Genomic DNA, 26,863 nt, shown 5'->3' on the forward strand with positions numbered 1-26,863 from the left:
ACGAAGACGGAGGTCTTCGAAAAGTTTATTCGGCGGCGCGAGCGGCCTTGGCAGCATTCCCCCACCAGATCAACTGATCCAGCATATCCTTGGCGGACGGGCCGATCGAAGCTTCAAGGTCGTTCAGGGTCTTGGTGCCGCCGAAGCCGGGGTGAACGGAGAAGAAGTCGCCGCCTGCCAGATGAACGGCCGAGCGGGTGGAGACCATCTGCAGCTCGACACCGATGGTGCGCAGGTTTTCCACCGCGCGGGCACCACCCACCGAACCATAGCCAACGGCGCCGAACGCCTTCTTATTCCACTCGACATAAGCCTGGTCGATGGCATTCTTAAGCGCGCCGGTGATGGCACGGTTGTATTCGGCAACGACGAAAATGAAGCCGTCGAATTCGCCGATCTTCTTCTGCCAGCGAACAGCTTCCGGGTTCTGCGAGGGAGCCCAAGCGTTCGAGGCGACTTCGTCGAAGAAAGGCAGATTGAAATCGCGCAGGTCAACGATTTCAGCGTCGATCTCGGGGCGCTCATTGGCCTTCTCGAGAATCCACTGCGCCGGGATTTCACCGAAGCGCGTGGGACGGGTGGACGAGATGATGACGCCGATCTTGAGCTTGGACATTTGGTTGCCCTCCTTGGTAACAAATCGTAACTGAGGCGATATATGTGCCCACCAGAGATTTCCTCAAGTGGGCACTACCATGTCATCCGGCAACATTGGCGTACCATAGGCACACCAATGTAAGTGTTCGGGATCATTGAGATTTCGGCATTTTCGCCGTATCCGCCCCATCGAACTGCTAGCTGTGAGCGCCGACATTTACGGACTGTTCGTCCAGCAACGACAATCTTTTCTCTTCTGAGATCGGCAGCAGCTGCACGATGCCGAAGGCAATCTCGATGATCAGCAGCGGCAGGATCGCCAGGCTCAGCCCATTCAGCAACGCATTGATTTGCCAGGCGGCAAACAGAAAGCGCGCCACGGCATCATAACGGCCAAGAACGGCCAGCCCCAATCGCAGCCGCGCAACGGACCAAACCACCACCACCGACCCCATGAGGTTGCCGAGCAGCATCGACATCGGATCGATTGGCGGCAACTGTCCCGGCAGGCCCAGCGCACCACCAAGCCAGACCAGCACGGTGTGCACCAATGGCAGCGTCCATGGCGTCGCAAAAGGCAAGCTGACAATGAGGTCATAGGCGGCACTGGCGCGCATGATACGAAGATAGGCTTTTGCATCCAGCATAATTGACTCCTTTTCTGCAGGACGCAGAACCGCTAAACCCTCGAGTGCACTCCAGGGTCAAGAGGAAAATCATGCAGATCGGCGAACTGGCGGAACGCTCCGGGCTAAGCCGCGACACGCTGCGCTTCTACGAGAAGCGTGGGCTCATTGCCTCCTTGCGCCGCCCGAATGGCTATCGCCACTATCCGGACGAGACGCTGATGTTGCTGAACTATGTCCGCACCGCGCAGCGGCTGGGCTTTTCACTGGCAGAGATCGAAACCGAGCTACCGGCGGCCGGGGAAAACCTGCCTGGCGCAGCGCGGCTCGCCGACCTCTTGCGCCACAAGATCTCCTCGATCGATAGCCGCATCGCTGAGCTGCAAGGCCTCAGAGACGACCTCGCCACCCGACTCGATCTGGCCTGCCCGCTCGGCGTTGAAAACTAGGCCAGCACGGCAATATAGCGGCGGGTTGCCTCGGCAAAGCCCATCAGCAGGGAGTCGGCGGTGATGCCGTGGCCGATGGAGGCCTCGGCGACGCCCGGCACCGCTGTCTGGAAGGCAGGCAAATTCTCCAGCGTCAGGTCATGACCGGCATTGACGCCAAGCCCGATATCGAGCGCGGCCTGACAGGTCCCGGCCAGCGCGGCCAGCTCAGCTTCGGCGCGCGTGGGGTCTTCGTAGCAGGCGCCATAGGGGCCAGTGAACAATTCGATGCGGTCGGCGCCGGTGGCCTTGGCGGCCGCAACGCCCGCCGGGCCGGCATCCGGATCGCAGAACAGCGAGATGCGCCTGTCCTCGCGCTTGAGGCGTTGCACCACCGAGGTCAGGAAATTACCCTTGCCAAGAAAATCCCAGCCATGGTCCGACGTTGCCTGTGCCGGATCGTCGGGCACAAGCGTCACCTGTTCGGGATTGACCATCTCGATCAGGTCGAGAAAGTCCTCGCTGGGATAACCCTCGATATTGAATTCGGCCTGGGGATAGTCAGCCCGCAACAGCGCCGAAAGCTCGAACACATCGGTGCGCCGGATGTGGCGCTCATCGGGGCGGGGATGAATGGTGATGCCGCTGGCACCCGCATCGAGCACCACCCTGGCAATGCCGGTGACGCTCGGCCACGGCAGATTCCGCCGGTTCCGCAACTGGGCGACGGCATTGAGATTGACGGAAAGCAGGGTCATGGCAGGGCCTCGAAGTCTTCGCGCCCTGCCATACACCAGACTGGGCGATCCGCCCAATCGAACCTTGTGATGAGCCTATCAGCTCTTGTCGATCACATACCTTCGGCGCCGCGCGCTATAGCGGCGAGGCCGGTGCGGACCACTTCGACCAGGCCAAGGGGAGCCATGAGGGCGATGAAGCTGTCGATCTTTTCCGGCTTGCCGGTGACTTCGAAGACAAAGCTCTCGACCGTCGCGTCGACGATATGGGCGCGGAAGGCATCGGCGAGACGCAGGGTCTCGGCACGGTGCTCGCCCGAACCACGGACCTTGATCAGCGCCAGCTCACGCTCGAGATAGGCGCCTTCGGCGGTCAGATCGTGCACGCGGTGCACCGGCACCAGTCGTTCGAGCTGGGTCTTGATCTGGACGAGGACCTTTGGCGTCGCCACCACCACCACAGTGATGCGACTAAGTCGCCGGTCGTGTTCGGTCTCGCTGACGGTCAGGCTCTCGATATTGTAGCCGCGGGCCGAAAACAGGCCGACGACGCGGGCAAGAATGCCGGGCTCGTTGTCGACCAGGACGGAGAGAGTATGGCGCTCGGCCTGCTGGGTTTCCTGGGTCAGGAAATAGGCGGAACCGGTGGGCTGCAGATGTGCGTTCATTTCAATATTCCTCCGCAACCGGCCTAGACCAGCGCGCGTCCCTTCTCGTCGATGATGTCGCCGATATCGGCCGTATCGGGCAGGATGATCTCGTTATGCGGCTTGCCCGAGGGGATCATGGGCAGGCAGTTCTCGTCCTTTTCGACCATTACGTCGAACAGCACCGGACCGTCATAGTCGATCATCTCGGCAATTGCGGCATCGAGCTGGGCCGGCGTATCGCACTTGATGCCCTTGGCCCCATAGGCCTCGGCCAGCTTGACGAAGTCGGGCAGCGATTCCGAATAGGAATGCGCATAGCGCGAACCATGCAGCAGGTCCTGCCACTGGCGAACCATGCCCATGCGCTCATTGTTGAGGATGAATATCTTGATCGGCAGGCGATACTGCACTGCGGTCGAGATTTCCTGCATCGTCATCTGCACCGAGGCTTCGCCGGCAATGTCGATCACCAGCGCATCGGGATGGGCCACCTGCACGCCGACCGCAGCCGGCAGGCCATAACCCATGGTTCCCAGACCACCCGAGGTCATCCAGCGATTGGGCTGGTCGAAATGGAAATGCTGGGCCGCCCACATCTGGTGCTGGCCGACCTCGGTGGTGATGTACACCTCCTTGGCCTGCTTCCTGGTCGCCTCGTAGAGACGCTGGATGGCCCATTGCGGCTTGATGGTGGTGTCGGAATTCTTGAACCCGAGCGAATTGACCGAACGCCACTTTTCGATCTGGCTCCACCACGGCGCCAGCGCTTCCGAGCGCGGCTGATTGGTCTTGGACCGCCAGATGCGGATCATCTCTTCGAGCACGCGATTGCAATCCCCCACGATCGGCACATCGACGCGGATGATCTTGTTGATCGAGGACGGGTCGATATCGACGTGGATCTTGCGGCTATTGGGCGAAAAGGCATCGACGCGACCGGTGATGCGGTCGTCAAAGCGTGCGCCGATATTGATCATGACGTCGCAGTCATGCATCGCCATATTGGCTTCATAGGTCCCGTGCATGCCCAGCATGCCCATCCATTGCGGATTGGAGGCCGGGAAGGCACCGAGGCCCATCAGCGTCGAAGTCACCGGGAAGCCGGTGAGCTCGGCCAGCTCGCGCAGGTTTTCCGAGGCTTCGGGACCGGCATTGATGACGCCGCCACCCGTATAGAAAATCGGGCGCTCGGCCTTGAGCATGAGATCGACCGCCGCTTCAATCGCGGCGGCATCGCCGTCCACCTTGGGACGGTAGGACTTGTGACGCAGCGTGCCGGGTTCGGGCTTGTAATAGTCGCCGACCGCAAACTGCACGTCTTTGGGAATGTCGATGACCACCGGGCCGGGACGACCGGTCGTGGCAATGTGGAAGGCCTCATGCAGGACGCGCGGCAGGTCGGCGACGTTCTTCACGAGATAATTGTGCTTGGTGCAGGAGCGGGTAATGCCGACAGTATCGCACTCCTGGAAACCGTCGGTGCCGATCAGCGTCGTGGGAACCTGGGCGGTGATGCAGACCAGCGGGATGGAATCCATCAAGGCATCGGTAAGGCCGGTGACCGCATTGGTCGCGCCGGGGCCGGAAGTGACCAGAACCACGCCGGGCTTGCCGGTGGAGCGCGCATAGCCTTCGGCCATATGGGTCGCGCCCTGCTCGTGGCGCACCAGGATGTGCTTGACGAAATCCTGCTGGAACATCGCGTCATAGATCGGCAAAGCCGCACCACCGGGATAGCCGAAGATATGCTCGACCCCCTGATCGGTCAGCGCCTGGATCACCATTTCAGCGCCGGTCATTTTCTCGGCCATTGTCAGCCCTTCCTAATTCCTTGCCCCTTCCGGGGTCTTGTCCGTCACCTGCCGCCTCTCCCGCGCGGCGGAAAAAAGGCAATAAAAAAGGCCCCGTTTGGGACCTTGTGTTCGGCGCATCAGCTATCGCGCGGGGATTTACCCCACGTTGCCGATGCGCCTGCAAACTACGAGAATGAGTGCCCGCACTGGACCGCTCCAAAAAATCTGACGGCGCATTGATAGGAGCAAGCAGCAGCGCAAGTCAAGTGTCGATGCGTTCCGGCATCCACCACGCGGCCCCGCACCGTCACTGCTCCTGCCTTGCCGCCTTTAAAATGCGTGGACCGCCGGCCTGATGGTTGCAAAACAGGTGGCCAGAGCGTCAGACAATGCTATGGGGCACTGGCACAGATTATGACGGTTCGATGACATGAGCAAAAGCGCCCTCGACAAGGACTTGCAGCGGGTCACTGGCCTGGAGACGGCAACGCACGACCTTGGCCGCGCCCTGGCCGCGCCGGGCATAGCGCTGGTGTTCCTGCTGGTTGCAGCCGTCTGGGCCAGCTTCTCGGTGGTTCAAGGCCCAACGACCTATGTGGTCGTCATCGGTGCCATCATTGCCGGCTATATGGCGCTGAATGTCGGCGCCAATGACGTGGCCAACAATATGGGCCCTGCAGTCGGTTCTCGCGCCGTGTCCATGGTGGGCGCGCTCTTCATTGCCGCCATTTTCGAAGCCGCAGGCGCCCTGCTCGCCGGTGGCGACGTGGTCAATACCGTCGCACGGGACCTGTTGACCTCGGCCGAATTCGATACCTCGACCTTCGTTATGGTGATGATGGCAGCGCTTCTGGCCTCCGCGCTCTGGGTCAATCTCGCCACCTATATCGGGGCACCGGTGTCCACCACCCACGCAGTAGTCGGCGGCGTGGTCGGCTCGGGTATCGCCGCAGCCGGCTTCGGCGTCGTCAACTGGCCCACGATCGGCGCCATCGCCTCGAGCTGGGTCATTTCGCCGGTCTTGGGCGGCATCGCCGCAGCCGGCATGCTGGCGGTGATCATGTCGACCATCACCAATCGCATCGACAAGATTTCTGCCGCCCGCATCTGGGTGCCGATCTTCGTCGCCGTCATGACCGGCGTTTTCGCTATGTATCTGGCCACCAAGGGGCTGAGCCGCGTCTGGTCCCCCGATGTCTGGACCACGGCAATCCTCGGCGTAGTCTTTGCAGCCCTGGGCTGGATCATTTCCATGCCCTGGGTGCGCAAGCAGTCCATGAACATGGAGAACCGCAAGAAGCATGTGGCGACACTGTTCCGCCTGCCATTGGTGGTCTCGGCCGCCCTGCTCTCCTTCGCCCATGGTGCAAATGACGTCGCCAACGCCATCGGCCCCTTCGCGGCCATCGTGACGGCACTTGAAACCGGCCATGGAGAAGTCGCCAATATCGTCCTGCCCTTCTGGGTGCTTGCCATTGGCGCCATCGGCATCTCGCTGGGCCTGGCCCTATTCGGGCCGCGCCTGATCCGCACCGTCGGCGAGCAGATCACCAAGCTCAATGAAATCCGGGCCTTCTGCGCCGCTCTGTCTGCTGCCATCACCGTGCTGATCGCATCGGCGCTGGGCATGCCGGTTTCATCGACGCATATTGCGGTCGGCGCGGTGTTCGGCGTCGGCTTCCTGCGCGAATACATCTCGCGGCGAGACATGGAAGGCACGGCCGTTCCGGTCAATGCGCGCTTCGTCGATGCCACCCAGCTCAATGCCACACCGGAAGACGCTCTGGCCAATGCGCGCAAGACCGAGGGGCGCCTGTTGGTCCGGCGCCACCACGTCTACAGCATCGCGGCCGCCTGGGTCGTGACCGTGCCTGCTTCGGCCTTGCTCTCTGGCCTTTTGTTCCTGGGGCTCGACCTGATCGTCGGCTAGTTCCCGACAATCTGCTCATGCAGGCGTGCCGCCAGGCGCGCCAGGGACTTGTCAGCGAGGAGCCGGCGCGCTTCTGCCAGCGTCGCCCAATGGCGCAACCGTTGGTCCTGCTCACGCCAGACATCATGCTGCTGGATAACGCGGAGCGGATAGAGATCGACATCGACCAGCGTCGCACTGTCTGTACCCATGCCGGCGCGATAGCTGCCGACTGCGGTGGGCGCGATATCACCGGTTACCCCGGCCTCTTCCATCGCCTCGAGTGCGGCGCTTTCCCACGGCGTCATATTGGGCTCAATGGCTCCCTTTGGGAAAATCCACTTGCCGCTGCGGCGCGAAGTGATCAGCAGGAAGGCCATGCGCCCGTCGACAATGGCATAGGGCATGGCACCGGCCTGGCGCAGGCTGGCGGGAGTCTCGACCCGGGGGCTCCAATTTTTGAGGAAATCGCGCACCATGGCCGGCTCCGTCTAAGGGATTGTCCGGCTCTCTCGCACGACATGGGGCAGGTGTCTACCGCCCAAAAAAAGAAAGGGCCCCGAAGGGCCCATTCCCAAACACGGGCCGGCGATTAGCTCAGCAGGGTCAGGTCGGTGGCCGAAACCTTGCCATCACGGCCGGTCTGCAGCTCGAAGCTCACCTTGTCGCCTTCGAAAAGGCCCTGCAGGCCCGAACGCTGAACGGCGGAGATGTGAACGAATGCGTCCTTCTCACCATTGTCAGGAGAGATGAAGCCGTAGCCCTTGGTGGTGTTGAAGAATTTCACGGTACCGGTAATGGCAGCCATGTCTGGACCTCTTGGTCTGTTATGCCGCTGATGCGGCGGAAGGGTTTATCCAGTCCCCGTGCGAGGAATTTGGACTTACGATTCACGAGATCAGGAGGTAGCCAAGTTTCCGGACAGGCCGGTCGTTCAGATAGCGCAAGACAAGTGGCACGTTGCAATAAACTATAGTTTTCGGCGATTATTTTCAAGGCCAGACTGCAGACAGCAAGACACCCGGCAGGATGACCGGCCGGGTGCCTGGGCGCCTGGGAGGGCGCTAAAGCCACAGGGGGCGCTGTGGCTTTGGGGGACGTTTTAACCGCGCGGGCAGGTGTCAATATAGCGCGTGCCGTTCGGACGCTGATAGACGCAGCGATCATTGCTGCCTTCAACCTTGCCCAGAACATTGCCGGCTGCTGCGCCGACCACACCGCCGATGCCAGCACCGACAGCGGTTCCGACAATATTTCCGCCCGTCGCGCTCGCACCAACAATGGCGCCGCCGATGGCACCGACCGTCGCACCCTGCTGGGTGGTGGTGCAGGCCGCCAGGGAAAGCGCGGTAGCGGCAATGATCAGGATCTTGTGCATGAATACCTCCAACGACATCGTCGCAGCATAAATGCGTCGGCCTGCTAAAGGTTCCGGTCAGATTTAATACTTATTTAGTGAAATCTGTATTCGGCCGCCACAGCACCGCCGCCACGACGAGGCCGAGCCAGGCGAGGATCATCAATCCGCCCCCGAGCGGCGCAGCGCCTGGGAAGGCGCCCTGCCCCAGTTGCTCGCGCAGCGCCAGATCGAGCCCGAACAAAATAGTCCCGAAAGCCAGGGCTATCCCAGACCAAACCATGACCCGGCCGCGCGCCGCAAGACCAAGCGCAACCAGCACCGGGGCATGGGCGAGGAAGATCGTGGCAATGGCGGCGATATTGCGACTGTCACTGCTATGCGACGCACGCGCCGCGGCGGCGACGCCAATGGCGCCCAACAGCCCGGCAATGCCCAGCAGCACGCGCCGTAGCGTTCCCAACTTATCCACTTGCGGCATCCGGCTTCCCCAAATCGCTGCTTTGGCATAGAGCATGGGCGCGAGATTGGGAAACGACAATGAGCGAGATAGTCGCGTCACCGGGCGTGACGCTACCTGAACCCGCGCCTGCCAATGGCTGGTTGCGGGAATTGCGGGCAACCTTTGCGTTGGCCTGGCCACTGGTGATTGCGCAGCTGGCGCAGAATGCGCTGCACACAACCGACGTGATCCTGCTCGGTTGGCTGGGGCCCGACTATCTGGCCGCCGGCACGTTGGCCACATCCTTCTTCATGCCCATTCTACTGTTCGGCGTTAGCATTGTCGGTGCCGTCGCGCCACTGGTGGCGCAGGCGCGGGGCGCACGCGACATCAAGGCGATCCGCCGCATCGTCCGTCAGGGGTTCTGGGTCACCATCATCATGTCGACGCTGCTGCTGCCGCTGGTGCTGCAGGTCCGGCCGATCTACGAGCGCCTCGGACAGGACCCCGCGACCACGGCCATGGCCGAACAATTCCTGCAGATCGTTGCCTGGTCGCTGTTCCCGGCTTTGGGGATCATTGCCCTGCGCTCGCTGCTCTCGGCCTTTGACGCTACCCGCGTGGTGCTGGTGATTACCGTACTCGGCGTGGTGGTGAACGCCGCCGTCGCCTATACCCTGATCTTCGGGCATTTCGGCATGCCGCGCCTGGAATTGCGCGGGGCCGCCATCGCCACGCTGACCACCAACATCATCATGTTCCTGGCCATGCTGACCTATGTGGTGCGGCATCGGCGCTTTGGGCGCTTCCATATCCTGATCCGGTTCTGGCGCGCTGACTGGGGCCATTTCCGCGCCATTTTCCGCATCGGCCTGCCCATCGCGCTGACCGTTGTCGCCGAAGTGGGCATGTTCACCGCCGCAGCCCTGCTCATCGGGCGCCTGGGCACTGACGAACTTGCGGCGCACGCCGTGGCGCTGCAATGCGCGTCCATGGCTTTCATGGTGCCACTGGGGCTGGGAATCGCGGCCACGGTTCGCGTCGGCATCGCCTATGGCCGACGCGATGCGGAGGGCATCAAGCTGGCGGGCTGGACCTCGTTCATGCTGGGAACGGGCTTCATGGTCCTGTCCTGCGTGCTGTTCCTGACCATGGGCCCGGTGCTGGTGACGATTTTCCTCGACCCCAACAATCCGGAAAACGCCAATGCCCTTGCGCTCGCAGCCTCGTTCCTGGCCGTCGCCGGCTTGTTCCAGCTCGCCGATGGCGCGCAGGTGGCGGCTGCACATGCGCTGCGCGGGTTGAGCGACACCAAGATCCCGATGCTCTTCGCCATTCTGGGCTATTGGGGCATCGGCCTGCCGGTCGGCTATCTGCTCAGCGACTTTGCCGGCTGGCGCGGTGTCGGCGTGTGGACCGGGCTCGCCGTTGGCCTCAGCTTCGTAGCCGTGGTGCTGGTGACGCGCTTTGCCATGCGTGAGCGGCTCGGCCTGCTCGACGCACTGAAGCCGACCAGCGCTTAGAGCGGGTCGAGTCGGGGCCAGTCGCTCATGCGGTTGCGGAACCAGGTCCGCTGCCGTTTGGCATATTGGTGGGTGGCGATGATCGAGAGGGCAATTGCCTCTTCGCGCCCCGTCCGCCCGTCGAGCCAGTCTGAAATCTCGGGCACGCCAATGGCCTTGAGGGCAGGCAGGCTTGGATCGAGCTTTTGCGCCCGCAGGTTTTCGACTTCCTCAACCGCCCCTTGGGCAAACATGGTTTCGAAACGACGGGTTATGCGCGCTCGCAGCACCTCGCGATCGGGCGCCAGCACCAGCCGCCCCACCGCCCAGCCATCAAGCAGAGCCGGCATATGCGCCTGTTGAAAATGGGATAGTGGTTGCCCGGTCGCGCGCTTGACCGCCAGCGCCCGGATCACGCGTTGCGGATCGGCCACCTTGAGACGAGCGGCAGTTTGGGGATCTTCCGCGATAAGCCGCTGCATGCGGGCCGTCGCATCCAGCCCCTCTATCTCGGCCTGCACCGCAGCGGTGACGGCATCGGGAATGACAGGCACTTCGGCAAAGCCGCGGGTCAGCGCATCGAAATAGAGACCGGTACCGCCGACAAAAATCAACTCGCGCGCCGGGTCGGCGTCGGCGATCACCTCGGCCACCGCGCTGAGCCACTGGCCGGTTGAAAAGCGCGTGGCGGGCGATACCATCCCATAGAGCCGGTGTTCGACCAGCCGCTCGTCCTCGGCCGAGGGCCGTGCCGTGATGATCCTGAGCCCGGAATAGACCTGCATGGCGTCGGCATTGACGATGATGCCGCCCCCCCGCTGCGCACGCGCCAGCGCCATGGCCGACTTGCCGCTGGCAGTCGGACCCGCTATCAGGACCGCACGCCTTTGGGCCTTCATCCAACACTCCCGAAAGTCACCACCGCCATGCCGGTACTCTTGCTCACTGCCAATCCTGCAGACCCGGAACTGGACCCCGCGCTGGCCGCTGCTGTGGTGCAGCAAACCGGCGGAGAACTCAACTGGCTCAATCACGGCATCGCTTGTGAAATTCTCGAGCCGACCGCGCCAGACGCCCTCGCCACCGCGCGCGACGTGCTGGGGCAGCGCGCCGTGGACGCCAATATCGTGCCGACCCAGGGCCGCCGCAAGAAACTGCTGATCGCCGACATGGATTCCACCATGATCGAGCAGGAATGCATCGATGAACTCGCCGCCGCGCTCGACATCAAGCCGCAGGTTGCCGAGATCACCGAGCGCGCCATGCGCGGCGAGCTGGATTTCGAACAGGCGCTGGATACCCGCGTCTCCCTGCTCAAGGGGCTGGAGCGCAAGGCGATCGAGGAAGTGCGCCGCGAAGCCATCACCTTGGCGCCCGGCGGCCGCGCCTTGGTACAGACCATGAAGGCCTACGGCGCCTATACCTCGCTGGTCTCGGGCGGCTTTACCTTTTTTGCCGACTATTTCGGCAAGCGTATTGGCTTCGATGAGGCCATTGCCAATGTGCTCGAATTCGACGGCGACCGGCTGACCGGCACTGTCACCAAGCCCATTGTCGACAAGAGCACCAAGCGGGAGCGCCTGATTGCTCTGGCCGCCGAGCATGACCTCGACCTATCGCAGACCATCGCGGTGGGCGATGGCGCCAACGATCTCGACATGATCGGCATTGCAGGTTTCGGCGTCGCCCTGCATGCCAAGCCGGCCGTCGCCGAAGCCGCCGGCATCCGCATCGACCATGGCGACCTCACCGCCCTGCTCTATCTGCAAGGCTATGCGGACGAAGACATCGTACGCTGATCAGGAGATCCAGCTTAAATGCAAATGGGCCGGTGGGAAAACCCACCGGCCCATTCTTTTGGGGACTGCGGCCTGGCTTACTGGCCCGCAGCGGGCGCGACCGGCTCCGCCGGCGCGGGCGCCACGGGCTCGATCGGCGCCGGAGCTTCCGTTCCAACGGTCGGAGCCAGTTGGGAACCATCTTCCAGCGTCATGCTGGGGGCGACGGTTTCCTCGATACCGAGACCATCCAGAGCAGGCTCGTCGGACGTGGTCGGCAGGCTCGGCGCAATGTCTTCCTGCGGCAGCGGTGGTGCGAAAGTCGTGCTCGCTGCCGGCAGCTGGCCATCCGAACCGAAGTAGCGGAAGAAGGCACTGTCGGGCGAGAGGACCATGGTGGTGCCGGTGCCAGCGAGAGCCGTGCGGTAGGATTCCATCGAACGGTAGAACTCGAAGAATTCCGCGTCCTGGCCATAGGCGGCAGCAAAGATCCGGTTCCGATCGGCATCGCCCTGACCACGGATAATCTCTGCATCGCGGGTCGCGGCGGCGACGATTTCAACCGACTGACGATCAGCGATAGCCCGCAGGCTTTGTGCCTGCTCCTGACCGCGAGCGCGAAGCAGCGCGGCTTCGGCAAGACGCTCGGCACGCATACGCTCGAAGGTCGTGGCCGAGACGTCGGAGTCGAGGTCAGTGCGCAGGATGCGGACGTCGACAATATCGAGGCCGAGTTCTGCCAGGTCCGTACGGATGAGGTCGCGGGTTTCCTGCATCATCTGCGCGCGTTGATCCGACAGAGCGTCGGTGAATTCGCGCAGACCATAGACCTGACGCAGCGCTGCATCGAGGCTGGCGCCGATACGGGCTTCTGCCACCGACAATTGGCCCGTCGCACGTTCGCGGAACAGGCGAGCATTGGCAATGCGGTAGGTCAGGAAGGCATCGACCTGATAGAAGGCGTTGCCCGACACCTGAACACGCATATTGGCAATATCATAACGCAGCAGACGATCGTCGATGATCTGGACGCTGTCCACCACGTCGGTCGGGATCTTGAAGTAGATGCCCGGCTCGGTGCGCACATCGGTGATCTGGCCGAAACGCATGACGATAGCCTGTTCGCGCTCGTCCACGATGTAGATGGAGGAGAAGAAAACATAGATCGCGGCGACGATGACGGCGCCGATAATGAAGAGGCGGTTCGTCATGCTCAGTTCCCCGTCGAGGTGTTAGCGCGCGAGCGCAGTTCCGGCAGCGGCAGGTAAGGGACGACACCCGAACCATCCGCGCCATTCTCGATGAGAACCTTCTCGGACTTGCCGAGCACTTCTTCCATGGTCTCGAGGAAGAGGCGCTTGCGCGTCACCTCCGGCGCATTCACATATTCTGCGTAGATGGCGTTGAAGCGCTGGGCCTCACCGGTTGCTTCCTGCACCACGCGGTTGGTGTAGGCCGCGGCTTCTTCGCGCAGGGCCGCAGCACGACCGCGCGCATCACCCAGAAGGGTGTTGGCGTAGGAGCGAGCTTCTTCCTGCAGACGGGTTTCGTCCTGACGGGCGCGCTGCACTTCGTTGAAGGCATCGATCACTTCGGACGGCGGCCCGGCATTTTCGATCAGCACCTGGCTGACTGTAACGCCCAGACCGTAGCTTTGCAGCGTGGCCTGCACGATGCGCAACACTTCGGCGGAGATACCGGAGCGGTCGTCCGAGTAGATGTCCTGCGCCGGGCGACGGCCGACGACTTCGCGCATGGCGCTTTCGGCAGCGTAGCGGACCATGGATTCCTGGTCACGCACATTGAAGAGATAGGCAACCGGATCACCGATGGCCCAGAAGACCGAGAACTGCACATTGACGATGTTCTGGTCGCCCGACAGCATCAACCCGTCTGACACATTGGCCGCACGGGCGCCGCTGGCATTGGCCGCACCGATCTGGGTCTGGTTGACGGTCGTGGTGGCACGTTCGACGGTTTCGACCGGCCACAGCATGAAGTGCAGGCCCGGACCCGACAGTTCGGGCTTGGGCTTGCCGAAGCGCAGCTCGACGCCCACTTCCTGCGGGTTGATCGTATAGACGGAATTGACGCCCCAAAAGGCCAGCAGCGCTATGATGCCGCCGACAATGGCCCAGCGTCCGCCCGGGACGCCGCCCTTGAACTGGTCACGTCCACGATTGAGGATGTCTTCGAGATTGGGAGTGTTGCCGCCACCACTCGGCCGGCGTGGACCGCCGCCACCGCCAGGCGCCTGGCCCCAGGGACCGCCCGTATTGCGGCCACCTCCGCCTCCATTATTCTCCCAAGGCATCGCATTCCTTTCGGTGTCTTCGAAAAATCATTGTTGCCATATATAGGCAAGCAGCGCTGCCGATCAATGCGCGGCGGCGCGAACACGCTCATAGATCTTGATCGTGTAGGCAGAGGAGTCCGCAGGACTGGCCGCCACATCGGGTTCGCCCACGATTGTCCAGACATGCCCGTCTATCGGCGGAAAACACACATCACCCTCAGGCGCGGCCGCAATGTGCGAGATATAGAGCCGGTCGGCATGTGCCATGGCCTGCGCGTATATGTCGCCGCCCCCGATCACCATGACCTCGTCCACGCCAGCCGTCGCAGCCAGCTCGCGCCCCAGCGCCAACCCCTCTTCCAGCGAATGCACGACTGATACACCGTCCGGAGCATAGTCCGGCTGACGCGTGACCACGATGTGCGGCCGTCCTGGCAAGGGCCGGGGAAATGTCTCGAACTGCTTGCGCCCCATGACCATCGGTTTGCCCATGGTCTGAGCCTTGAACCAGGCGAAATCGGAGGGGATGCGCCAGGGAATCGACTGATCGGCGCCGATCACCTGATTTTCCGCCACGGCAGCGATGAGGGCGATGCGGACGTTCATGCGGCACCCAATTTCGCCAGCGCGGCGCCGTCGATGCGCACCTTGGTCCATTCATCCTGCATGACGCCACCCTGACTCTTGTAGAAGGTGATGGAGGGCTCGTTCCAGTCGAGCACCCACCACTCGAACCGTCCGAGATTCTCCTGCACACAACGCTGAGCCAGATGCACCAGCAACGCCTTGCCGATGCCCTTGCCGCGCATTGAAGGATCGACATAGAGATCTTCGAGCCAGATGCCGTGCCGGCCCTGGAAGGTCGAATAGGTATAGAACCAGAGCGCGAATCCGACCGGCTTGCCCGCCCATTCGGCAATTTCACAAAACACCTTGGGTTCAACGCCGAACAGGTCGCGCTCGAGATCGTCGGCGCTGGCCACCACCTCGTGGGAGAGCTTTTCGTATTCGGCCAGCGCCTTGATAAAATCGAGGATCAGCCCGGCATCGCCGGGCTGGGCAGCACGTATGGCAAGGCTCATGCCCTTGCGCCTCCGTCATAAGTAATAGCGGGGACCTATTCCCCGTCGAACCAGTCCACCGGGATCAAAAGCAGGATTTCCAGCTCTTGGTCATAGGGCGGGTACCAGTCCGTCTGGGTCATCTGGAAGGTGGTGGGACCGATCTTCTTGACGCCCTCCCCGCAGAACGACACCAGGTTGTCGGGGCTGCCCTTGTCGACGGTCAGGGTGAACTTGCCGATGGGGCCGGACCAGTTGTTGCCCGTCGACCAGATGTAGGAAATCCAGTTTTCGACAAAGGGGTAGGACGTCCAGCCGTCGCGGGTGATTTCCTTCTTGCGCAACGTGCTGACCAGATTGTCGTCCACACAGAATTTGGCGACATATTCGTCATAGCGCTGGCGGGAATACTCGTCGCCCTTTGTCGGCATGAAGGTCGTGGCCACCGTGCCGCCGACGCTCGGCTGGTAGGAGTGAACGACATCGGAGATACCGGGCGCAAAGGTCGCTTCCCAGCTATAAGTCGAGCGCAGCGTCCAAAGCGGCACATATTCCCACTCCATGCCGTTACCGGCATCATATTCGGAGCGGTAGACCATGCCCAAATGGACGAGTTTGAGCGCATCGGCCTCATCGAGCCTCTTCAACGCCTCATAGGTCGCTTCACCGAACGGCTCCAGCGGCACGCCCATGCCGCGCAGCAGATCGGAATAGTCGATATTATGCGCGAAGGCATATTGGTGCAGTTCGGCATCCACCGGCTCGCCATTGAAGGTCGTGGCGAAGCCGAAAAGATTGTTGGGGTCATCGATGGCCGGGCGGCCCTCGCCACCGGCCGTCTGGATCGGCACATCGACCATGAAATCGCCGCTGCCCTCGATATCGGGCATCGGAAAGGCGACCAGGACCGTCTGGTCCTCATCGGTGACGTTGTTGAATTCGTAGGTGACACGAACCTCGCTCGGCGACACGTAAAGGTCTTCCGAGGCCATCTGGATCGCGTCATTGCCTACGAAGACCAGGCCGCCAGCGCCAAGTTGGGCCGTCGTGTCGTTGGCCAGTGCCGGCAGGGCCAGGCAGCTCACCATCAGGGCAAGTGCAAACTTGCGCATAATCCCGTCTCCCTCAGGACTTCGTATTGGATCACGGGACGAGAACAGCCCATCCCTGCATTTCAGGCAATGATCAGGTTAGCCGGTTTTGGTGACCGGGCGAAGATGCTTGAGCCATTTCCGCTCGACCGCAGCTTCAAGATCGATGTCGTGGTGGCGAGCGTAGAGCAGCAGAATAGCCAGCAAGTCGGCTGCCTCATCGTTGCGGGCCGCAATGATGGCGTTCTCATCTAGCCCCTCGCGCTTCTTTCGGCCGCTGAGGCGCAAGTGCTCTGCGGTCAGTTCCCCCAGCTCCTCCTGCAGCTTGAGCATCAGCCAATCGCTATCGGCCGCAATGCCATTTCGGCTGGTCAGCACCGCCGCCACTTCCGACACCTTGTCGGAGAGCTCGCCCAGCGACCGGCTCATACCGAGACTTCGGCCTTGATATGGGGATGCGGATCGTATCCCTCGAAGGCGAAATCCTCGAAGACGAAGTCTTCCAGCGCCTTGCGCTCGGGGTTCATGACCAGGCGCGGCAGTGGGCGCGGTTCGCGGGTGAGTTGCAACTGGGCCTGCTCAAAGTGGTTGGCGTAGAGATGCACGTCGCCGAAGGTGTGGACGAAATCACCGACCTCGAGATCGCAGACCTGCGCCACCATATGGGTCAGCAGCGCATAGGACGCGATGTTGAAGGGTACGCCCAGAAACGTGTCGGCCGAACGCTGATAGAGCTGGCAGCTGAGCCTGCCATTGGCGACATAGAACTGGAACAGGCAGTGGCAGGGTGGCAGCGCCATCTCGTCCACTTCCGCCGGATTCCAGGCCGAAACGATATGCCGACGGCTATCGGGCTTGGTTTTGATGGACTGGATCAGGTTGGCGATCTGGTCGATCTTGCGCCCATCAGGCGCTGGCCAGCTGCGCCACTGGCTGCCATAGACCGGGCCGAGATCTCCATTGTCGTCCGCCCATTCGTCCCAGATCTTGACGCCGCGCTCCTGCAACCAGCGCACATTTGTCTCGCCACGTATGAACCACAGCAGCTCATAAATGATGGACTTGAGATGCAGCTTCTTGGTCGTCAGCAGCGGAAAGCCCTTCGAAAGATCGAAGCGCATCTGGTAGCCGAAGAGCGAGCGCGTGCCGGTACCGGTGCGGTCCGACTTGTCGGTGCCGGTTTCGAGAATATCGGAGAGGAGTTTCAGATAGGGCTGCATGGCGGGCAAGACTAAGCCGATTCGCCTTTGTCTTCGCCTCCCGCCACGTGCTTCTCCACCAGCCGTGTCAGGCGCTCGATCTGGTCCTGCTGCCGCAGAATCAAGTTGCGCAAATCCTCTTCGCGCAACCGATCAACCTTATCATGCAGCGCCATGATCTCGATCTCGGCCTTGAGGTTGACCTCGTAGTCATGCGCGGAGACCTCGCGATCCTTGGCAGCCTGCCGGTTCTGGCTCATCATGATCACGGGCGCCTGAATGGCGGCGAGCATGGACAGCATCAGATTGAGGAAGATGAAGGGATAAGGGTCGAAGGCCGCACCGCGCAGCAGCAGATTGGCCCCGGTCCAGAGCAGCAGGCAGACGCCAAAGCCGATGATAAAGGCCCAGGACCCGCCAAAGGCAGCCACCCCGTCCGCCAGCCTTTGCCCGAAGGTCAGCCCATCGTCGAAAGCCAAGGTCGGATCGCGGGAGAGGGCACGCTTGCTGATGGCCCGCTCGAGAATAACCCGCTCCTGGTTGGTCAAGGCATCGGGCGGCTTGCCCAGAAAATGCGTGGCGGCATGGATCAGCTTGCTTGTCGGGTCGGACGCCATGACTATCTCGGAAATGGATGGAGAGACCTGGTCACGACGCTATCGCAAAACCGGCCCACCCTAAAGCGGTACATGAATACCGCATGGAGCACTGACAGGAGGCGACAGCACATTTCGTGATAGTCACTGGGACCAACCGATAGGAGCAACGATCATGAGCCCGGTTCTGCGCCCGCTGCGGCCACGACAAGACATGCCCGACTTTGTGCGGCAGGCCCTCGAAGAACGCGGTCTCATGGAAAAGTACCAGGCGCGGCCGGCCTACCAGCGCAATGACTACTTGCTGTGGATCAACAAGGTGAAGCGCGAGGAGACCAAGCTCAAACATCTGGAGCAGATGCTGGAGGAGCTGGAAGCCGGTGGCGTCTACATGCGCATGAAGTGGAACGGCTAGGTTCAGGCGAGCGCGCTGCGCAGCACCGTATCGTCCGGCTCCCATGTGTGCGTCTTGTCGATATGTGCCAGCGCCCAGGCGAACATGGTCTGCATGGCCCTGAGATCACGCGCAGCCACAGCGTCTTCCAGCAGTTCGTTCATGCGCATCTTCGCCGGCAAATGGCCGGGCGGACCGACCCGCTCGAACTCCACCCCGACACCCTGCTCCACCCAGGCCCCAATCATGCCGGCAAAATTCTCCGACACGAGAAAGCCCGAAAGGCGCAGGATCAGCAAGGTGATGGTATTCTCTTCGAAATGCTCGGACCGGATGACGACACCGCTTTCGGCCGGATGCCAATCCGGCGTCAGTTCCGGCACGAAGAACCAGCCGCAATAAAAGCCACGGCACACATCCGGGCGCACGTCATAGACCGTGCAGCCTTGTCCTTCTGCGCAGTGCGGGCACAGCGTATTGGCCGGCTTCTGCAGCTTTTCGGTGCGAATAGGCGGGAATTCACAGCAAGCCGTGCATCCCTCGCAGCTTCTACCTTCGATGACGGGCAGCGACACGCGGCGCCTCCTTACAGCTCACCGACCGAGATAAGCCATAACACCGGTTCAACACCAGCTTTCGCGCCGTCCACGCCATTCATGCGCCAACCCCTCGGCCACCAGCACCGCCCCAACCGAGCGGCCGTTGCGTTCGACGATGCGCAGTTTGCGGCCATACTGATCTTCGTCGCGATCAATGCCGACCAGCGAGAAGGTCCCCTCATTCAGCAATTCCCTCAACCGCTCCATTGCCCTGCGACCCAGCGCAGCCTCGGCCGCGCATTGCGGCGCGCCGATTTCCGGCGTGTTGATATCGGCGATCCGAATCTTGATGCCGTCGAGCCAGAACGTATCCCCGTCCACCACACAGGTGTTGCGGGACGCCCCGGAGCACAGGGCGAAATGTCGTGCCGCCTGCTCAACGGTGACCCGCGGCGCCGCTGGTGCCATGAGCCAATCCCCGACACCGGTCCGTTCAAGCATCAAGCCGCCAACGGCGCCCGCCAGGCCAGCCACCAGCACCATCGGAACAAGTCCGGAAAATCCGCGTCGCCTGCGACCACGCAGGGGTTGGTGCCCGGGATTGGAATAAAGGAATCGACGGTCGCGCATCCTGCCCTCCGTGGCGGGGAGGATGAGGACTAGCCCTTAACCACTCCTGAATCGCTTCGAGGAGTTTGCATCCGGCGTTCGGGTCACCTATATAGGGGGTGCCCGTAAGGGCTATGGCGATAAACGGTCATTGTAATAAACCCATCGGACCCGGGGGCGGTACCCGGCGTCTCCACCATCTACCCCTCGCGGGGTAGCCAATGGGGACGAAATAGGATCGACGAGGGCGTAAAGAGTGTGCTTTTGCTCGGTGAGGTACCACCGTTATCGGTCCGAAACTTATAGTTGCTAATGACAACAATAAGGCTCCGGTTGCTCTCGCTGCGTAATGCGGTGCTAGCACTGGGAATTTAAGTCCTCCGCCCCTAGCCGGGCGACAGGCGGGGTTCGCAGGCACCTGGCAACAGAAGCCTGCACTTCCTCTCTTCCCCAAATTTGCCACGCCTTTGTCCTTGAAATCTTTGGGAACGTAGGGCTGATATGGGCCGTTCGGGATTCTAGGGCTGCCCTGTCCCAGCCGATTAGACCAAAAGCGAGGACAAGATGGCCGAAGATCACATGCGTTACGACATTCTCGCCCAGGAAGCCCTGCGCGGCGTCGTGCGCAAGGTGCTGGCCGAAGTCTCGCGCACCGGCCTGCCCGGCGACCATCACTTCTTCATTTCCTTCGCTACCCGCGCTCCGGGCGTCCGCCTCAGCGAAAAGCTGCTGACACAGTACGACAAGGAAATGACCATCGTCATCCAGAACCAGTTCTGGGATCTCAAGGTCACCGAAAGCACGTTCGAGGTCGGCCTTAGCTTCGACGGCCAGCCTGAAATCCTCGTCATTCCCTTCGCTGCCATCAAGGGTTTCTTCGACCCTTCCGTGCAGTTCGGCCTGCAGTTCGACCCGAGCACGGCTGCCCGCGAAGACGAGGACACTGAGGCTCGTGCCGATGCAGCAACTGAGGCCGCCGAAGCAGGAGAAGCAACGGCCGAGCCGTCGGGCGAAAAGGTCGTCAGTCTCGACGCCTTCCGCAAGAAGCCCTGATTTAGGGCCGCAGGGCCATGGAAAAGCGCTCTTTCTCCATTGCCGGCCATCGAACCTCCATGGCGCTCGAGCCCGAATTCTGGGCGGGCTTGGAAGCCATCTGCGCCGCGCGCGAATTAAGCATGGCAGGCCTCGTGCGCCTGATCGACGAAACGCGCACCGTGCCCAATCTGTCCTCGGCCGCACGCCTGACGGTGCTCGCCTGGTATCGGGACGGAACCAGCGACAAAATCTAGAACTGGAACGGTTGGTTGACCGGTGGGCCAACAGGCTGATTGACGCTCACCCCCGGTTGGAAACCGAGGTTGAGCGGGCCCTGCGGCTGATTTGGCTCGACCAGAAGGCTACTGCCTGGAGCCGTTTCTTCTGGAGTTTCAGGCGTTACCACCGGCGCGCGGGCGGCATCTTCCGCTGCCTTGCGGGCCGCTTCCTCAGCCGCCAGGCGGCGTTGCTCGGCAATCAGCCGATTGCGTTCTTCGGCCGCTGCGCGCTGGCGCTCTTCATCGGCAAGCCGCAATTCCTCAAGTCGGTCCACTTCCAGCTCATTCGCCCGCACCTGGATGGCGGCGACCATTTCGGTAAGGTCGATGCTGGCCAAGGGCGCCATCAGCGTTCCCGCAAGCCGGGCCACGATGCGGGCATTGTCGTTTTCGATCAACCCGGTCGGATCGACATAGCCGAGAGGCGTCAGCACGAAGGCGCCATCAATGGCAAGCCGGCTGAGATCGAGATTGACGCTTCCTGCCAGTCGACCACCTTCACCATCCACAATGAGATTGGCCACTCGCACCACGCCACCGGCAATGGCAACGGTCCCGCGCGCGTCCTTGGCGGTGAAATCACCCTGCGACAGCGACATTCCGATCAGTGTCTGCAGCGCCTCGGCATCGGTATTGAGCACATCGGTGAGTGCCGCCGTAGCCGGATAAACGCCAGGCGTAAGGCCCTGCGCCGCAAAATCGGCGATGGCGAAATTGCCCTCACCAGTCATCGCCGCCATGGCATCGGCCAGGCTGGCGCCAGTGCCCTCGAACTGCAGGCCCGCATCGACACGACCTGACAGGCCTGGTGCCGTTGGCAGCAGCGCGCCCATTTCGACGCCGGCAAGGCTCAATCGTCCGGCCAGCGTGCGGTCCGACAGCGCCCCGGCACAGCATTGCCCGATCACCAGCGACAGCGTACCGCCGCCGATCTCGGTCTCGAACCTGTCGAGCCCGATCGCCTGCTGGTCCCAGGAATAGGCGAAGCTGGTGGCACCCGCCAGCGTCTGCGCACCTGAGAACAGCGTATCGGCACGCACAGCAATTTCGCCGCGCGTTGGCCGTAGACCCGGATTGAGCGCCAATGGCCCTTCGGGCCACACCTGCGCCCCGGGCACCATGCCCTCCGCACCGAAAATGCTGGCGGCAAGAGCTGTCACGTCGAGGCTTTCCATATCCAGCGAGCCGGTGAAGCTGGGCACCTGGCCCACAGGCGCCATGCTCAACTGGCCGGTAAAGCTCTGGCGGCCGGATACGCCGGTAATGTCCGAGAGCGTCATGCGCTGACTACCCTCGAAGCTCAGCGTCGCATTGGCATCGACGCCGGGCAGGCTGGCGCCAAGCGCGCCCAAGAGTGTCGCGAGACCTCCGGCTTCAGCGAGCGTCGCATCAAGCGTACCCTCACCGCTCAACACCCCTGCTTCGCCAATATCGATATGGCCGGAATAGCTGAGGATATCGCTCCCCTGCCCCAGCGCCACGCGCCCGTCCAGGCCCGTGGACAGATTGCCCTCGAGGAACAGACTGGCGAGCCCGCTCCCCTCACCCGCGAACAGTTCTACCGGCCCCAGCCCCAGCTGTTCGACCAGATCACCGCCTTCATCCGCCTCCAGCGAGGCGACGAGGCGGAGATCAGCGCGGGCCAGCGCCGGCAGGCCCTCGGTCATCTCGGTGCGCAGGTCGAATTTTGAGCCATCGAGGCTACCATTCAGCGTCAGCACCTGACCGGCGCCGGTTTCACTGTCTTCCAGCGCCACCCGCAGATTGGCCGGCCAGGCGCGCACCAGCCCCGCCCGCCACCCCTGCGGCAACGCCGCCAACTCATAGAGCTTGGCCAGACCCGGCGCGGTGGCGTCAGCCACTGACAGCTGGCCCGACCCGGTCACTTGCGGCGCATCCAGCGTTCCGGCGACACGCACGGCGCCATTGAATCCCACGCCACCCCAATCGCCGGCGCCAAGACGCGAGAGGCGAATAGCGGTCGGCGACCATTGACCCTCGGCCACCACATCGGTCGCCGGCAGCCCCATCAGGTCAAACGTCTGCGCGGTAAGGAGAAAACTGCCCTCGGGAAAGCTCAGGGCGAAGCTGCCATCGGCGGTGATGTCGGGGGCCAGCGCCTGCAAGGCCGCAGTGTGCCTGACGTCGAGATCATCGAGATTGAGCACCGCATCGAGCCGCTTTTCCTCGCCGAAACCCAGCCGCAGCTCGAAGCCATGACTTTGGCCATCAAGCGTCATGACGCCGCTGCTCAGGCCCAGCGCGCCACTGCCAAGGATGACCCGTCCTTCCAGCCCACCGGGCATGTTGAACAGCGGATTGTCCTCCCGTGGCCGGCGCCACAGCTGCGCCAGCGCATCGAGGCGCGCTGCGCTCAGAGCGACAGTGCCCCGGAAACCCGGCGCGCCATCCTCGTTGGAAAGTTTGCCGGCAAAGCGCAGCTCGCCATCCCCCGGCAGCCGGGCGACGGCCTGCGCAATATCCCAGCTCTTGCCGTCGCTGGTGGCATCGAGCCGGAGATCGCGCAGCGAAAAGCCGCGCAGCCCAACCTCGGCCAGATCGATATCGAGTGTGCCTTCCATGGGCGGGATTAGCGGCGCCGGCAGTTCCGCCAGAAGCCGCACCACCTCATAGGGCAGTTGCGCCGGCACTTCGGTGGCCGCCCTCGGTGGCAGCGAGAACACCCCGCCCGAGACGACCGCGTCGAAACTGCGCCGCTCGCCAAGCTGCACGCTGGCCGAACCGGTCAGCCGCATACCGGCCCGGTTCTCGTCGGGATGAAGCGTATAACCAGACAGCACCACGCGATCGGTGGAGGCCGTCACCTTGCTTTCGAGCACCAGCGATCCGCGAATATCGCTCGCCCCAGCGGCCTGCTCCGGCGCCTGCTTATAAGTCAGTGTCCCGTCGAATTTAGGCGCCACGCCGGCGGCGAACATGCCATCGGCGCCGATGGAAAAAGCGCCACCCAGGTCCCGCAGATAGGCCGAAATCTTGGTATTGCCATCACCATCCAGCGTCCCGGAATTGAACCGCACCTCGTAGCGACTGCCGCCGGAATCCATGGCGCCCTGAAACTGGAACGGTCCGGAAAAGCTCGAGAGTCGCAGGTCGCCATCAATGCCCGATGCCGCATAAAGCTCGCCCGAGCGCAGGTCCGACAGCCTGACGCTGCCGCGCTCGATACGGGCATGCGCCAGGGCAACCCCGGCCCCGGCGCCAGACATATCGATGCCGCTGCCGAAGAGCCCGTTTTCGTCGATGGCGAGTTCCACCACCGGCTGGTAGAGCACCAGCGAGGTGACGTGATAATTGTCGCGCAGAAAATCCATCAGCGCAAATTCGGCTTCGACCCCAGCCACGGTCGCAGAAGGCGCCTCGGCGACACCCACCACCACATCGGTAAAACTCAGCCGCGGCTGGGGCAAAAGTGAAAACTCGATATCGCCACGAATCGTCACGTCTTCACCCAGGACCGTGCTGGCGAGTTCCTCCATGCGATCGCGATAGTCGCTCCATTGGATGAAGCGAGGGGCGATGAAGGCACTGGCCAGCACCAGAATGGCGAGAAGGCCGACCGCGATATAAACTCGATTGAGCACTGTGGGCGTGTTGTCCGCTTGAAACCGCCGTGAGTGTAGGCACTTGCCGCTGTCGCGCAAGACGAATGCACGCGATTTGACCATATGAAAACGGCTGGGCCTTTCGGGCCCAGCCGTCTGTCAGTCCATGAGCAGAACGCCTTAGTTCAGCGCGATGGTCCAGAAGAAGGTTTCGCCCGAGGAGTCATCGACGCCGTCATTGTCGGTGATGACATAGCCCGTGCCGTCGGCATCGATGGCAAAGCTCTCGACCTTGTCGAGCACATAGCCATTGTTGGCGGCCAGGTCCGGAATGAAATCGTGCACCAGCTCCTTGCTGACCACCGGCAGTTCCCCGCCGAGCTCGGCCGGAATCATGTCTGCCAGCTTGACGCGATAGAGCGCCTTGAGCTGCGCCCGCTCGCCGATCTGGTTATCGCGCTCGACGATATAGGCGTAGTCGCCATGTACTGTGATCTCGCTGACGCCCACCCAGGCGCCTTCAGCCGGGGTTTCCAGCGGATAGGCCACTGCACCCCAGGTCTTGGACGCAGGCTTGTAGGCGAGGAGCTTCACCTGGCCCTTGGGATCGTCGCCCCATTCGCGCTGCACAGCGACCCAAAGCGTTTCATCGTCTCCCTCGCCGGTGCGGGCAATGCCTTCGGCGCCGAAACGGGTCTGGCCCGCCAGCAGCGCCGCCGGGAACGGCACTTCTGCAACGATCTTGCCATCGGCATCGACATGAAACAGCGCATGCGGGAACAGCTTGTCGGAATTGCCTTCCGAAGCCAGCCAAAATCCACCCTTGCCGTCGAGCGTAATGCCTTCCAGATCGAGCTTCTGGGCGGCATCGCCATTGCGGCTGATCACGGTCTTGTTGGTGATATGCGCCGGCTGAGTTGTCGCATCGATCGTGTAGATGGCGGGCTCGGCATAGAACACACTGTCGCTGACCGCGTAGAGAATGCCTGGCTTTTCGGCATCGGCCACGGCGCCGGAAATGGCGGCCCAGCCGATCGGGCGGCCGTCCGCGTCAAGATCGGAAATCAGCTGCGGATAGCTGGCTTCGCCTTCGGCCAGTTCATAGACCATGACATGGCTGCCGATGCCGCCATCTTCGCGCAGATCGACTTCGTTGGCGGTGGCGAGGAGATTGCGCGACGGAATGGCCACCAGGCCCTCAGGCGAAATACCCGAGGGCAGCGCCTGGACGAATTCGGGCTCGGCGCCGGTATCCTTGTAGACGGCAATCAGCGAGGCCCGCTCTTCGGCGACGAAAATGTACTGGGTGTCGCCGAAGGTCGCGACTTCGATGCCTTCGGGCTCCACGCCCTTCTTGTTGCGATGCTCGGGATAGTGGCCAAGCTGGGCCGCATAGTGGTCGAGGGCATTGCCGCTGTCGAACAGGACTTCGCCAGTGCGGGACAGAATGGAAAAGCCGCGCGAACCGCCCTTCCAGTCGCCTTCATTGGCAATGACGATACGGTCATTGTCGAGCCATTTGACTGAGTCCGGCTCACGCGGCACCTCGGTCTGGCTGCCAGTAAAGCGCAGCGCGCCATCCTTCTTGGTGTCGACATCGGCGACCGAGGTTACCCCGGCGGAGAAATGGCCCGTCACCGCGGCGGTCTTGCCATCGACGATCAGGATATAATTGTTCTCCTGCAGCGTCAGGGCGATCTCGTCATTGTCGTTGAACGCAACGAATTCTGGCTCAGGATCCTCGCCGAACACATCGGCAAGGCCGGTGACGTCCACCGTCTTGAGGCCTTGCGCCGCCACATCGAAAATCACCAGCAAGCCGGCCGGCATTTGCGGCAGGCCACCGTCACCGGCGTCCTCATCGCGCTCGTTTTCGATGGCAATCGCCACCAGCGAGCCGGTCTTGTTGCGGGCCACGGAATCCGGCTGACCGCCAAGATCATATTCGGCATCGATAGCCTGGCTGGCGATATCCACCACCACCAGCTTGCCTGATGGTTCCGTGTAGCTCTCGGAGGTGTTCACCCCGACATAGGCCTTGTCGCCGATGATGGTGACCGAAGTCGGCTCTCCTTGGAGCGCCAAATAGCCAGCAGCTTTGGGGGCGCTGGCTTCGGTGATGTCGATAAAGCCGATGCCGCCGCCGGGGCTGTCGGAATAGATAAGCGTCATGCCGTCTTCGGTTGCGGCGATGATTTCGGACGAGGTCGCTGCCGCATCGGGCGCATTGAGCGCCACCGGAAAGCTGGCGACGCGGTTGAAGACTTCGGCGGCATGCACGCCGGCCGTGGAAACAAGCAGTGCAGCGCTGAGCGCGGCAAGACGAAGACGCAAGGTCATGGAAACATCCCCCAATGGTGTCGGGGACCGCATAGGCCGGCGG

Annotated in this window: 29 protein-coding genes and 1 other RNA gene; 8 read left to right on the forward strand and 22 right to left on the reverse strand. The window is 62.4% G+C overall.

Annotated features, from left to right (window positions below; translation table 11 throughout):
- Positions 1-25: 25 nt before the first annotated feature.
- Together BGO80_RS03175 and BGO80_RS03180 are read right to left on the reverse strand one after the other, a co-directional pair.
- Positions 26-616, reverse strand: a complete 591-nt coding sequence (locus BGO80_RS03175) for an NADPH-dependent FMN reductase (protein ID WP_126151347.1) — start codon at positions 614-616, stop codon at positions 26-28.
- A 178-nt stretch (positions 617-794) separates the two neighbouring features.
- Positions 795-1,244, reverse strand: a complete 450-nt coding sequence (locus tag BGO80_RS03180; protein WP_206437858.1) for a hypothetical protein — start codon at positions 1,242-1,244, stop codon at positions 795-797.
- Positions 1,245-1,315: 71 nt separating this feature from the next.
- Between BGO80_RS03180 and BGO80_RS03185 the strand changes: the two genes are divergently transcribed.
- A complete protein-coding gene (locus tag BGO80_RS03185; protein WP_286719042.1) occupies positions 1,316-1,672 on the forward strand; it encodes a MerR family transcriptional regulator in 357 nt (118 codons plus the stop codon).
- On the opposite strand, the gene BGO80_RS03190 is transcribed toward BGO80_RS03185, so the two are convergent.
- From BGO80_RS03190 to BGO80_RS03200, 3 genes are all read right to left on the reverse strand, one after another.
- Entirely contained in the window at positions 1,669-2,409 is a 741-nt protein-coding gene (locus BGO80_RS03190) for a pyridoxine 5'-phosphate synthase (protein WP_286719044.1), read from the reverse strand. The two genes, BGO80_RS03185 and BGO80_RS03190, sit on opposite strands and share 4 nt — an antisense overlap.
- Before the next feature lie 92 nt (positions 2,410-2,501).
- Positions 2,502-3,056 carry an acetolactate synthase small subunit gene (gene ilvN / locus BGO80_RS03195; protein ID WP_286719046.1) on the reverse strand — a complete coding sequence of 185 codons (555 nt, stop codon included), beginning with the start codon at positions 3,054-3,056 and terminating at the stop codon, positions 2,502-2,504.
- Between the two features lie 23 nt (positions 3,057-3,079).
- A complete protein-coding gene (locus tag BGO80_RS03200; RefSeq protein WP_286719048.1) occupies positions 3,080-4,849 on the reverse strand; it encodes an acetolactate synthase 3 large subunit in 1,770 nt (589 codons plus the stop codon).
- A gap of 412 nt (positions 4,850-5,261) precedes the next feature.
- Between BGO80_RS03200 and BGO80_RS03205 the strand changes: the two genes are divergently transcribed.
- Entirely contained in the window at positions 5,262-6,761 is a 1,500-nt protein-coding gene (locus BGO80_RS03205; protein ID WP_286719049.1) for an inorganic phosphate transporter, read from the forward strand.
- On the opposite strand, the gene BGO80_RS03210 is transcribed toward BGO80_RS03205, so the two are convergent.
- The 4 genes from BGO80_RS03210 to BGO80_RS03225 form a co-directional block, all read right to left on the reverse strand.
- The gene (locus tag BGO80_RS03210) at positions 6,758-7,219 is read right to left on the reverse strand and encodes an NUDIX hydrolase (protein ID WP_126151341.1); all 462 of its coding nucleotides are present in this window, start codon (positions 7,217-7,219) and stop codon (positions 6,758-6,760) included. The genes BGO80_RS03205 and BGO80_RS03210 overlap by 4 nt on opposite strands.
- A 113-nt stretch (positions 7,220-7,332) precedes the next feature.
- On the reverse strand, positions 7,333-7,548 hold the full coding sequence (locus BGO80_RS03215) for a cold-shock protein (RefSeq protein WP_126151340.1): 216 nt from the start codon (positions 7,546-7,548) through the stop codon (positions 7,333-7,335).
- A 294-nt stretch (positions 7,549-7,842) separates the two neighbouring features.
- Positions 7,843-8,118 carry a YMGG-like glycine zipper-containing protein gene (locus tag BGO80_RS03220; protein WP_126151339.1) on the reverse strand — a complete coding sequence of 92 codons (276 nt, stop codon included), beginning with the start codon at positions 8,116-8,118 and terminating at the stop codon, positions 7,843-7,845.
- Positions 8,119-8,188: 70 nt separating this feature from the next.
- A complete protein-coding gene (locus BGO80_RS03225) occupies positions 8,189-8,569 on the reverse strand; it encodes a DUF423 domain-containing protein (protein ID WP_126151338.1) in 381 nt (126 codons plus the stop codon).
- A 68-nt stretch (positions 8,570-8,637) separates the two neighbouring features.
- On the opposite strand from BGO80_RS03225, the gene BGO80_RS03230 reads away from it, so the two are divergent.
- Entirely contained in the window at positions 8,638-10,062 is a 1,425-nt protein-coding gene (locus BGO80_RS03230; RefSeq protein WP_286719054.1) for an MATE family efflux transporter, read from the forward strand.
- Here the strand turns inward: BGO80_RS03230 and miaA are convergent.
- Complete coding sequence (gene miaA, locus BGO80_RS03235; RefSeq protein WP_286719056.1) at positions 10,059-10,940, reverse strand: tRNA (adenosine(37)-N6)-dimethylallyltransferase MiaA; 882 nt, start codon at positions 10,938-10,940, stop codon at positions 10,059-10,061. The two genes, BGO80_RS03230 and miaA, sit on opposite strands and share 4 nt — an antisense overlap.
- Before the next feature lie 27 nt (positions 10,941-10,967).
- Between miaA and serB the strand changes: the two genes are divergently transcribed.
- Complete coding sequence (gene serB / locus BGO80_RS03240) at positions 10,968-11,840, forward strand: phosphoserine phosphatase SerB (RefSeq protein WP_286719058.1); 873 nt, start codon at positions 10,968-10,970, stop codon at positions 11,838-11,840.
- A gap of 77 nt (positions 11,841-11,917) precedes the next feature.
- On the opposite strand, the gene hflC is transcribed toward serB, so the two are convergent.
- The 8 genes from hflC to BGO80_RS03280 all read right to left on the reverse strand — a co-directional run bounded on the left by hflC (position 11,918) and on the right by BGO80_RS03280 (position 18,083).
- Entirely contained in the window at positions 11,918-13,030 is a 1,113-nt protein-coding gene (hflC, locus tag BGO80_RS03245) for a protease modulator HflC (RefSeq protein WP_126151334.1), read from the reverse strand.
- Between the two features lie 2 nt (positions 13,031-13,032).
- A complete protein-coding gene (hflK, locus tag BGO80_RS03250; RefSeq protein ID WP_286719060.1) occupies positions 13,033-14,133 on the reverse strand; it encodes an FtsH protease activity modulator HflK in 1,101 nt (366 codons plus the stop codon).
- A 63-nt stretch (positions 14,134-14,196) separates the two neighbouring features.
- On the reverse strand, positions 14,197-14,721 hold the full coding sequence (locus BGO80_RS03255; RefSeq protein ID WP_286719062.1) for a dihydrofolate reductase: 525 nt from the start codon (positions 14,719-14,721) through the stop codon (positions 14,197-14,199).
- Complete coding sequence (locus BGO80_RS03260) at positions 14,718-15,197, reverse strand: GNAT family N-acetyltransferase (RefSeq protein WP_286719065.1); 480 nt, start codon at positions 15,195-15,197, stop codon at positions 14,718-14,720. Before BGO80_RS03260 ends, BGO80_RS03255 begins: the two co-directional genes overlap by 4 nt.
- 35 nt (positions 15,198-15,232) lie before the next feature.
- On the reverse strand, positions 15,233-16,288 hold the full coding sequence (locus BGO80_RS03265; RefSeq protein WP_126151330.1) for a DUF4424 domain-containing protein: 1,056 nt from the start codon (positions 16,286-16,288) through the stop codon (positions 15,233-15,235).
- A gap of 78 nt (positions 16,289-16,366) precedes the next feature.
- Positions 16,367-16,696 carry a nucleoside triphosphate pyrophosphohydrolase family protein gene (locus BGO80_RS03270; protein WP_126151329.1) on the reverse strand — a complete coding sequence of 110 codons (330 nt, stop codon included), beginning with the start codon at positions 16,694-16,696 and terminating at the stop codon, positions 16,367-16,369.
- A complete protein-coding gene (locus tag BGO80_RS03275; protein ID WP_126151376.1) occupies positions 16,693-17,487 on the reverse strand; it encodes a thymidylate synthase in 795 nt (264 codons plus the stop codon). Before BGO80_RS03275 ends, BGO80_RS03270 begins: the two co-directional genes overlap by 4 nt.
- Before the next feature lie 11 nt (positions 17,488-17,498).
- Positions 17,499-18,083, reverse strand: a complete 585-nt coding sequence (locus BGO80_RS03280) for a DUF1003 domain-containing protein (RefSeq protein ID WP_286719068.1) — start codon at positions 18,081-18,083, stop codon at positions 17,499-17,501.
- A gap of 154 nt (positions 18,084-18,237) precedes the next feature.
- Here BGO80_RS03280 and BGO80_RS03285 point away from each other — a divergent pair, with 154 nt between their 5' ends.
- Positions 18,238-18,477, forward strand: a complete 240-nt coding sequence (locus BGO80_RS03285) for a YdeI/OmpD-associated family protein (protein WP_126151327.1) — start codon at positions 18,238-18,240, stop codon at positions 18,475-18,477.
- A gap of 2 nt (positions 18,478-18,479) precedes the next feature.
- On the opposite strand, the gene BGO80_RS03290 is transcribed toward BGO80_RS03285, so the two are convergent.
- Together BGO80_RS03290 and BGO80_RS03295 are read right to left on the reverse strand one after the other, a co-directional pair.
- Positions 18,480-19,031: a YkgJ family cysteine cluster protein gene (locus BGO80_RS03290; RefSeq protein ID WP_286719071.1), complete on the reverse strand. Its 552-nt coding sequence runs from the start codon at positions 19,029-19,031 to the stop codon at positions 18,480-18,482.
- Positions 19,032-19,079: 48 nt separating this feature from the next.
- The gene (locus BGO80_RS03295) at positions 19,080-19,538 is read right to left on the reverse strand and encodes a thermonuclease family protein (protein WP_286719073.1); all 459 of its coding nucleotides are present in this window, start codon (positions 19,536-19,538) and stop codon (positions 19,080-19,082) included.
- Between the two features lie 148 nt (positions 19,539-19,686).
- Here BGO80_RS03295 and ssrA point away from each other — a divergent pair.
- From ssrA to BGO80_RS03310, 3 genes are all read left to right on the forward strand, one after another.
- Positions 19,687-20,043: a transfer-messenger RNA gene (gene ssrA / locus BGO80_RS03300) on the forward strand.
- 125 nt (positions 20,044-20,168) lie between these two features.
- A complete protein-coding gene (locus BGO80_RS03305; RefSeq protein WP_286719075.1) occupies positions 20,169-20,657 on the forward strand; it encodes an SspB family protein in 489 nt (162 codons plus the stop codon).
- Between the two features lie 17 nt (positions 20,658-20,674).
- Positions 20,675-20,893 carry a ribbon-helix-helix domain-containing protein gene (locus BGO80_RS03310; protein WP_126151324.1) on the forward strand — a complete coding sequence of 73 codons (219 nt, stop codon included), beginning with the start codon at positions 20,675-20,677 and terminating at the stop codon, positions 20,891-20,893.
- Here the strand turns inward: BGO80_RS03310 and BGO80_RS03315 are convergent.
- The gene (locus BGO80_RS03315) at positions 20,890-24,519 is read right to left on the reverse strand and encodes an AsmA family protein (RefSeq protein ID WP_286719077.1); all 3,630 of its coding nucleotides are present in this window, start codon (positions 24,517-24,519) and stop codon (positions 20,890-20,892) included. The two genes, BGO80_RS03310 and BGO80_RS03315, sit on opposite strands and share 4 nt — an antisense overlap.
- Positions 24,520-24,660: 141 nt before the next feature.
- Entirely contained in the window at positions 24,661-26,820 is a 2,160-nt protein-coding gene (locus BGO80_RS03320) for an esterase-like activity of phytase family protein (protein WP_286719079.1), read from the reverse strand.
- Positions 26,821-26,863 lie beyond the last annotated feature (43 nt).

It is taken from the genome of Devosia sp. 63-57, assembly GCF_001899045.1.
Lineage (GTDB): Bacteria > Pseudomonadota > Alphaproteobacteria > Rhizobiales > Devosiaceae > Devosia > Devosia equisanguinis.

Excerpts from the sequence above, each read along its gene's own strand:
- BGO80_RS03305 (WP_286719075.1), top strand. The coding sequence starts at position 20,169 with ATGGCCGAAGATCACATGCGTTACGACATTCTCGCCCAGGAAGCCCTG.
- BGO80_RS03295 (WP_286719073.1), bottom strand. The coding sequence starts at position 19,538 with ATGGTGCTGGTGGCTGGCCTGGCGGGCGCCGTTGGCGGCTTGATGCTT.
- BGO80_RS03280 (WP_286719068.1), bottom strand. The coding sequence starts at position 18,083 with ATGGCGTCCGACCCGACAAGCAAGCTGATCCATGCCGCCACGCATTTT.
- BGO80_RS03190 (WP_286719044.1), bottom strand. The coding sequence starts at position 2,409 with ATGACCCTGCTTTCCGTCAATCTCAATGCCGTCGCCCAGTTGCGGAAC.
- BGO80_RS03210 (WP_126151341.1), bottom strand. The coding sequence starts at position 7,219 with ATGGTGCGCGATTTCCTCAAAAATTGGAGCCCCCGGGTCGAGACTCCC.
- BGO80_RS03185 (WP_286719042.1), top strand. The coding sequence starts at position 1,316 with ATGCAGATCGGCGAACTGGCGGAACGCTCCGGGCTAAGCCGCGACACG.
- BGO80_RS03220 (WP_126151339.1), bottom strand. The coding sequence starts at position 8,118 with ATGCACAAGATCCTGATCATTGCCGCTACCGCGCTTTCCCTGGCGGCC.
- BGO80_RS03200 (WP_286719048.1), bottom strand. The coding sequence starts at position 4,849 with ATGGCCGAGAAAATGACCGGCGCTGAAATGGTGATCCAGGCGCTGACC.
- BGO80_RS03275 (WP_126151376.1), bottom strand. The coding sequence starts at position 17,487 with ATGCAGCCCTATCTGAAACTCCTCTCCGATATTCTCGAAACCGGCACC.
- BGO80_RS03320 (WP_286719079.1), bottom strand. The coding sequence starts at position 26,820 with ATGACCTTGCGTCTTCGTCTTGCCGCGCTCAGCGCTGCACTGCTTGTT.
- BGO80_RS03255 (WP_286719062.1), bottom strand. The coding sequence starts at position 14,721 with ATGAACGTCCGCATCGCCCTCATCGCTGCCGTGGCGGAAAATCAGGTG.
- BGO80_RS03215 (WP_126151340.1), bottom strand. The coding sequence starts at position 7,548 with ATGGCTGCCATTACCGGTACCGTGAAATTCTTCAACACCACCAAGGGC.
- BGO80_RS03260 (WP_286719065.1), bottom strand. The coding sequence starts at position 15,197 with ATGAGCCTTGCCATACGTGCTGCCCAGCCCGGCGATGCCGGGCTGATC.
- BGO80_RS03175 (WP_126151347.1), bottom strand. The coding sequence starts at position 616 with ATGTCCAAGCTCAAGATCGGCGTCATCATCTCGTCCACCCGTCCCACG.
- BGO80_RS03310 (WP_126151324.1), top strand. The coding sequence starts at position 20,675 with ATGGAAAAGCGCTCTTTCTCCATTGCCGGCCATCGAACCTCCATGGCG.
- hflC (WP_126151334.1), bottom strand. The coding sequence starts at position 13,030 with ATGACGAACCGCCTCTTCATTATCGGCGCCGTCATCGTCGCCGCGATC.
- hflK (WP_286719060.1), bottom strand. The coding sequence starts at position 14,133 with ATGCCTTGGGAGAATAATGGAGGCGGAGGTGGCCGCAATACGGGCGGT.
- miaA (WP_286719056.1), bottom strand. The coding sequence starts at position 10,940 with ATGAAGGCCCAAAGGCGTGCGGTCCTGATAGCGGGTCCGACTGCCAGC.
- ilvN (WP_286719046.1), bottom strand. The coding sequence starts at position 3,056 with ATGAACGCACATCTGCAGCCCACCGGTTCCGCCTATTTCCTGACCCAG.
- BGO80_RS03205 (WP_286719049.1), top strand. The coding sequence starts at position 5,262 with ATGAGCAAAAGCGCCCTCGACAAGGACTTGCAGCGGGTCACTGGCCTG.
- BGO80_RS03230 (WP_286719054.1), top strand. The coding sequence starts at position 8,638 with ATGAGCGAGATAGTCGCGTCACCGGGCGTGACGCTACCTGAACCCGCG.
- BGO80_RS03180 (WP_206437858.1), bottom strand. The coding sequence starts at position 1,244 with ATGCTGGATGCAAAAGCCTATCTTCGTATCATGCGCGCCAGTGCCGCC.
- BGO80_RS03265 (WP_126151330.1), bottom strand. The coding sequence starts at position 16,288 with ATGCGCAAGTTTGCACTTGCCCTGATGGTGAGCTGCCTGGCCCTGCCG.
- serB (WP_286719058.1), top strand. The coding sequence starts at position 10,968 with ATGCCGGTACTCTTGCTCACTGCCAATCCTGCAGACCCGGAACTGGAC.
- BGO80_RS03270 (WP_126151329.1), bottom strand. The coding sequence starts at position 16,696 with ATGAGCCGGTCGCTGGGCGAGCTCTCCGACAAGGTGTCGGAAGTGGCG.
- BGO80_RS03285 (WP_126151327.1), top strand. The coding sequence starts at position 18,238 with ATGAGCCCGGTTCTGCGCCCGCTGCGGCCACGACAAGACATGCCCGAC.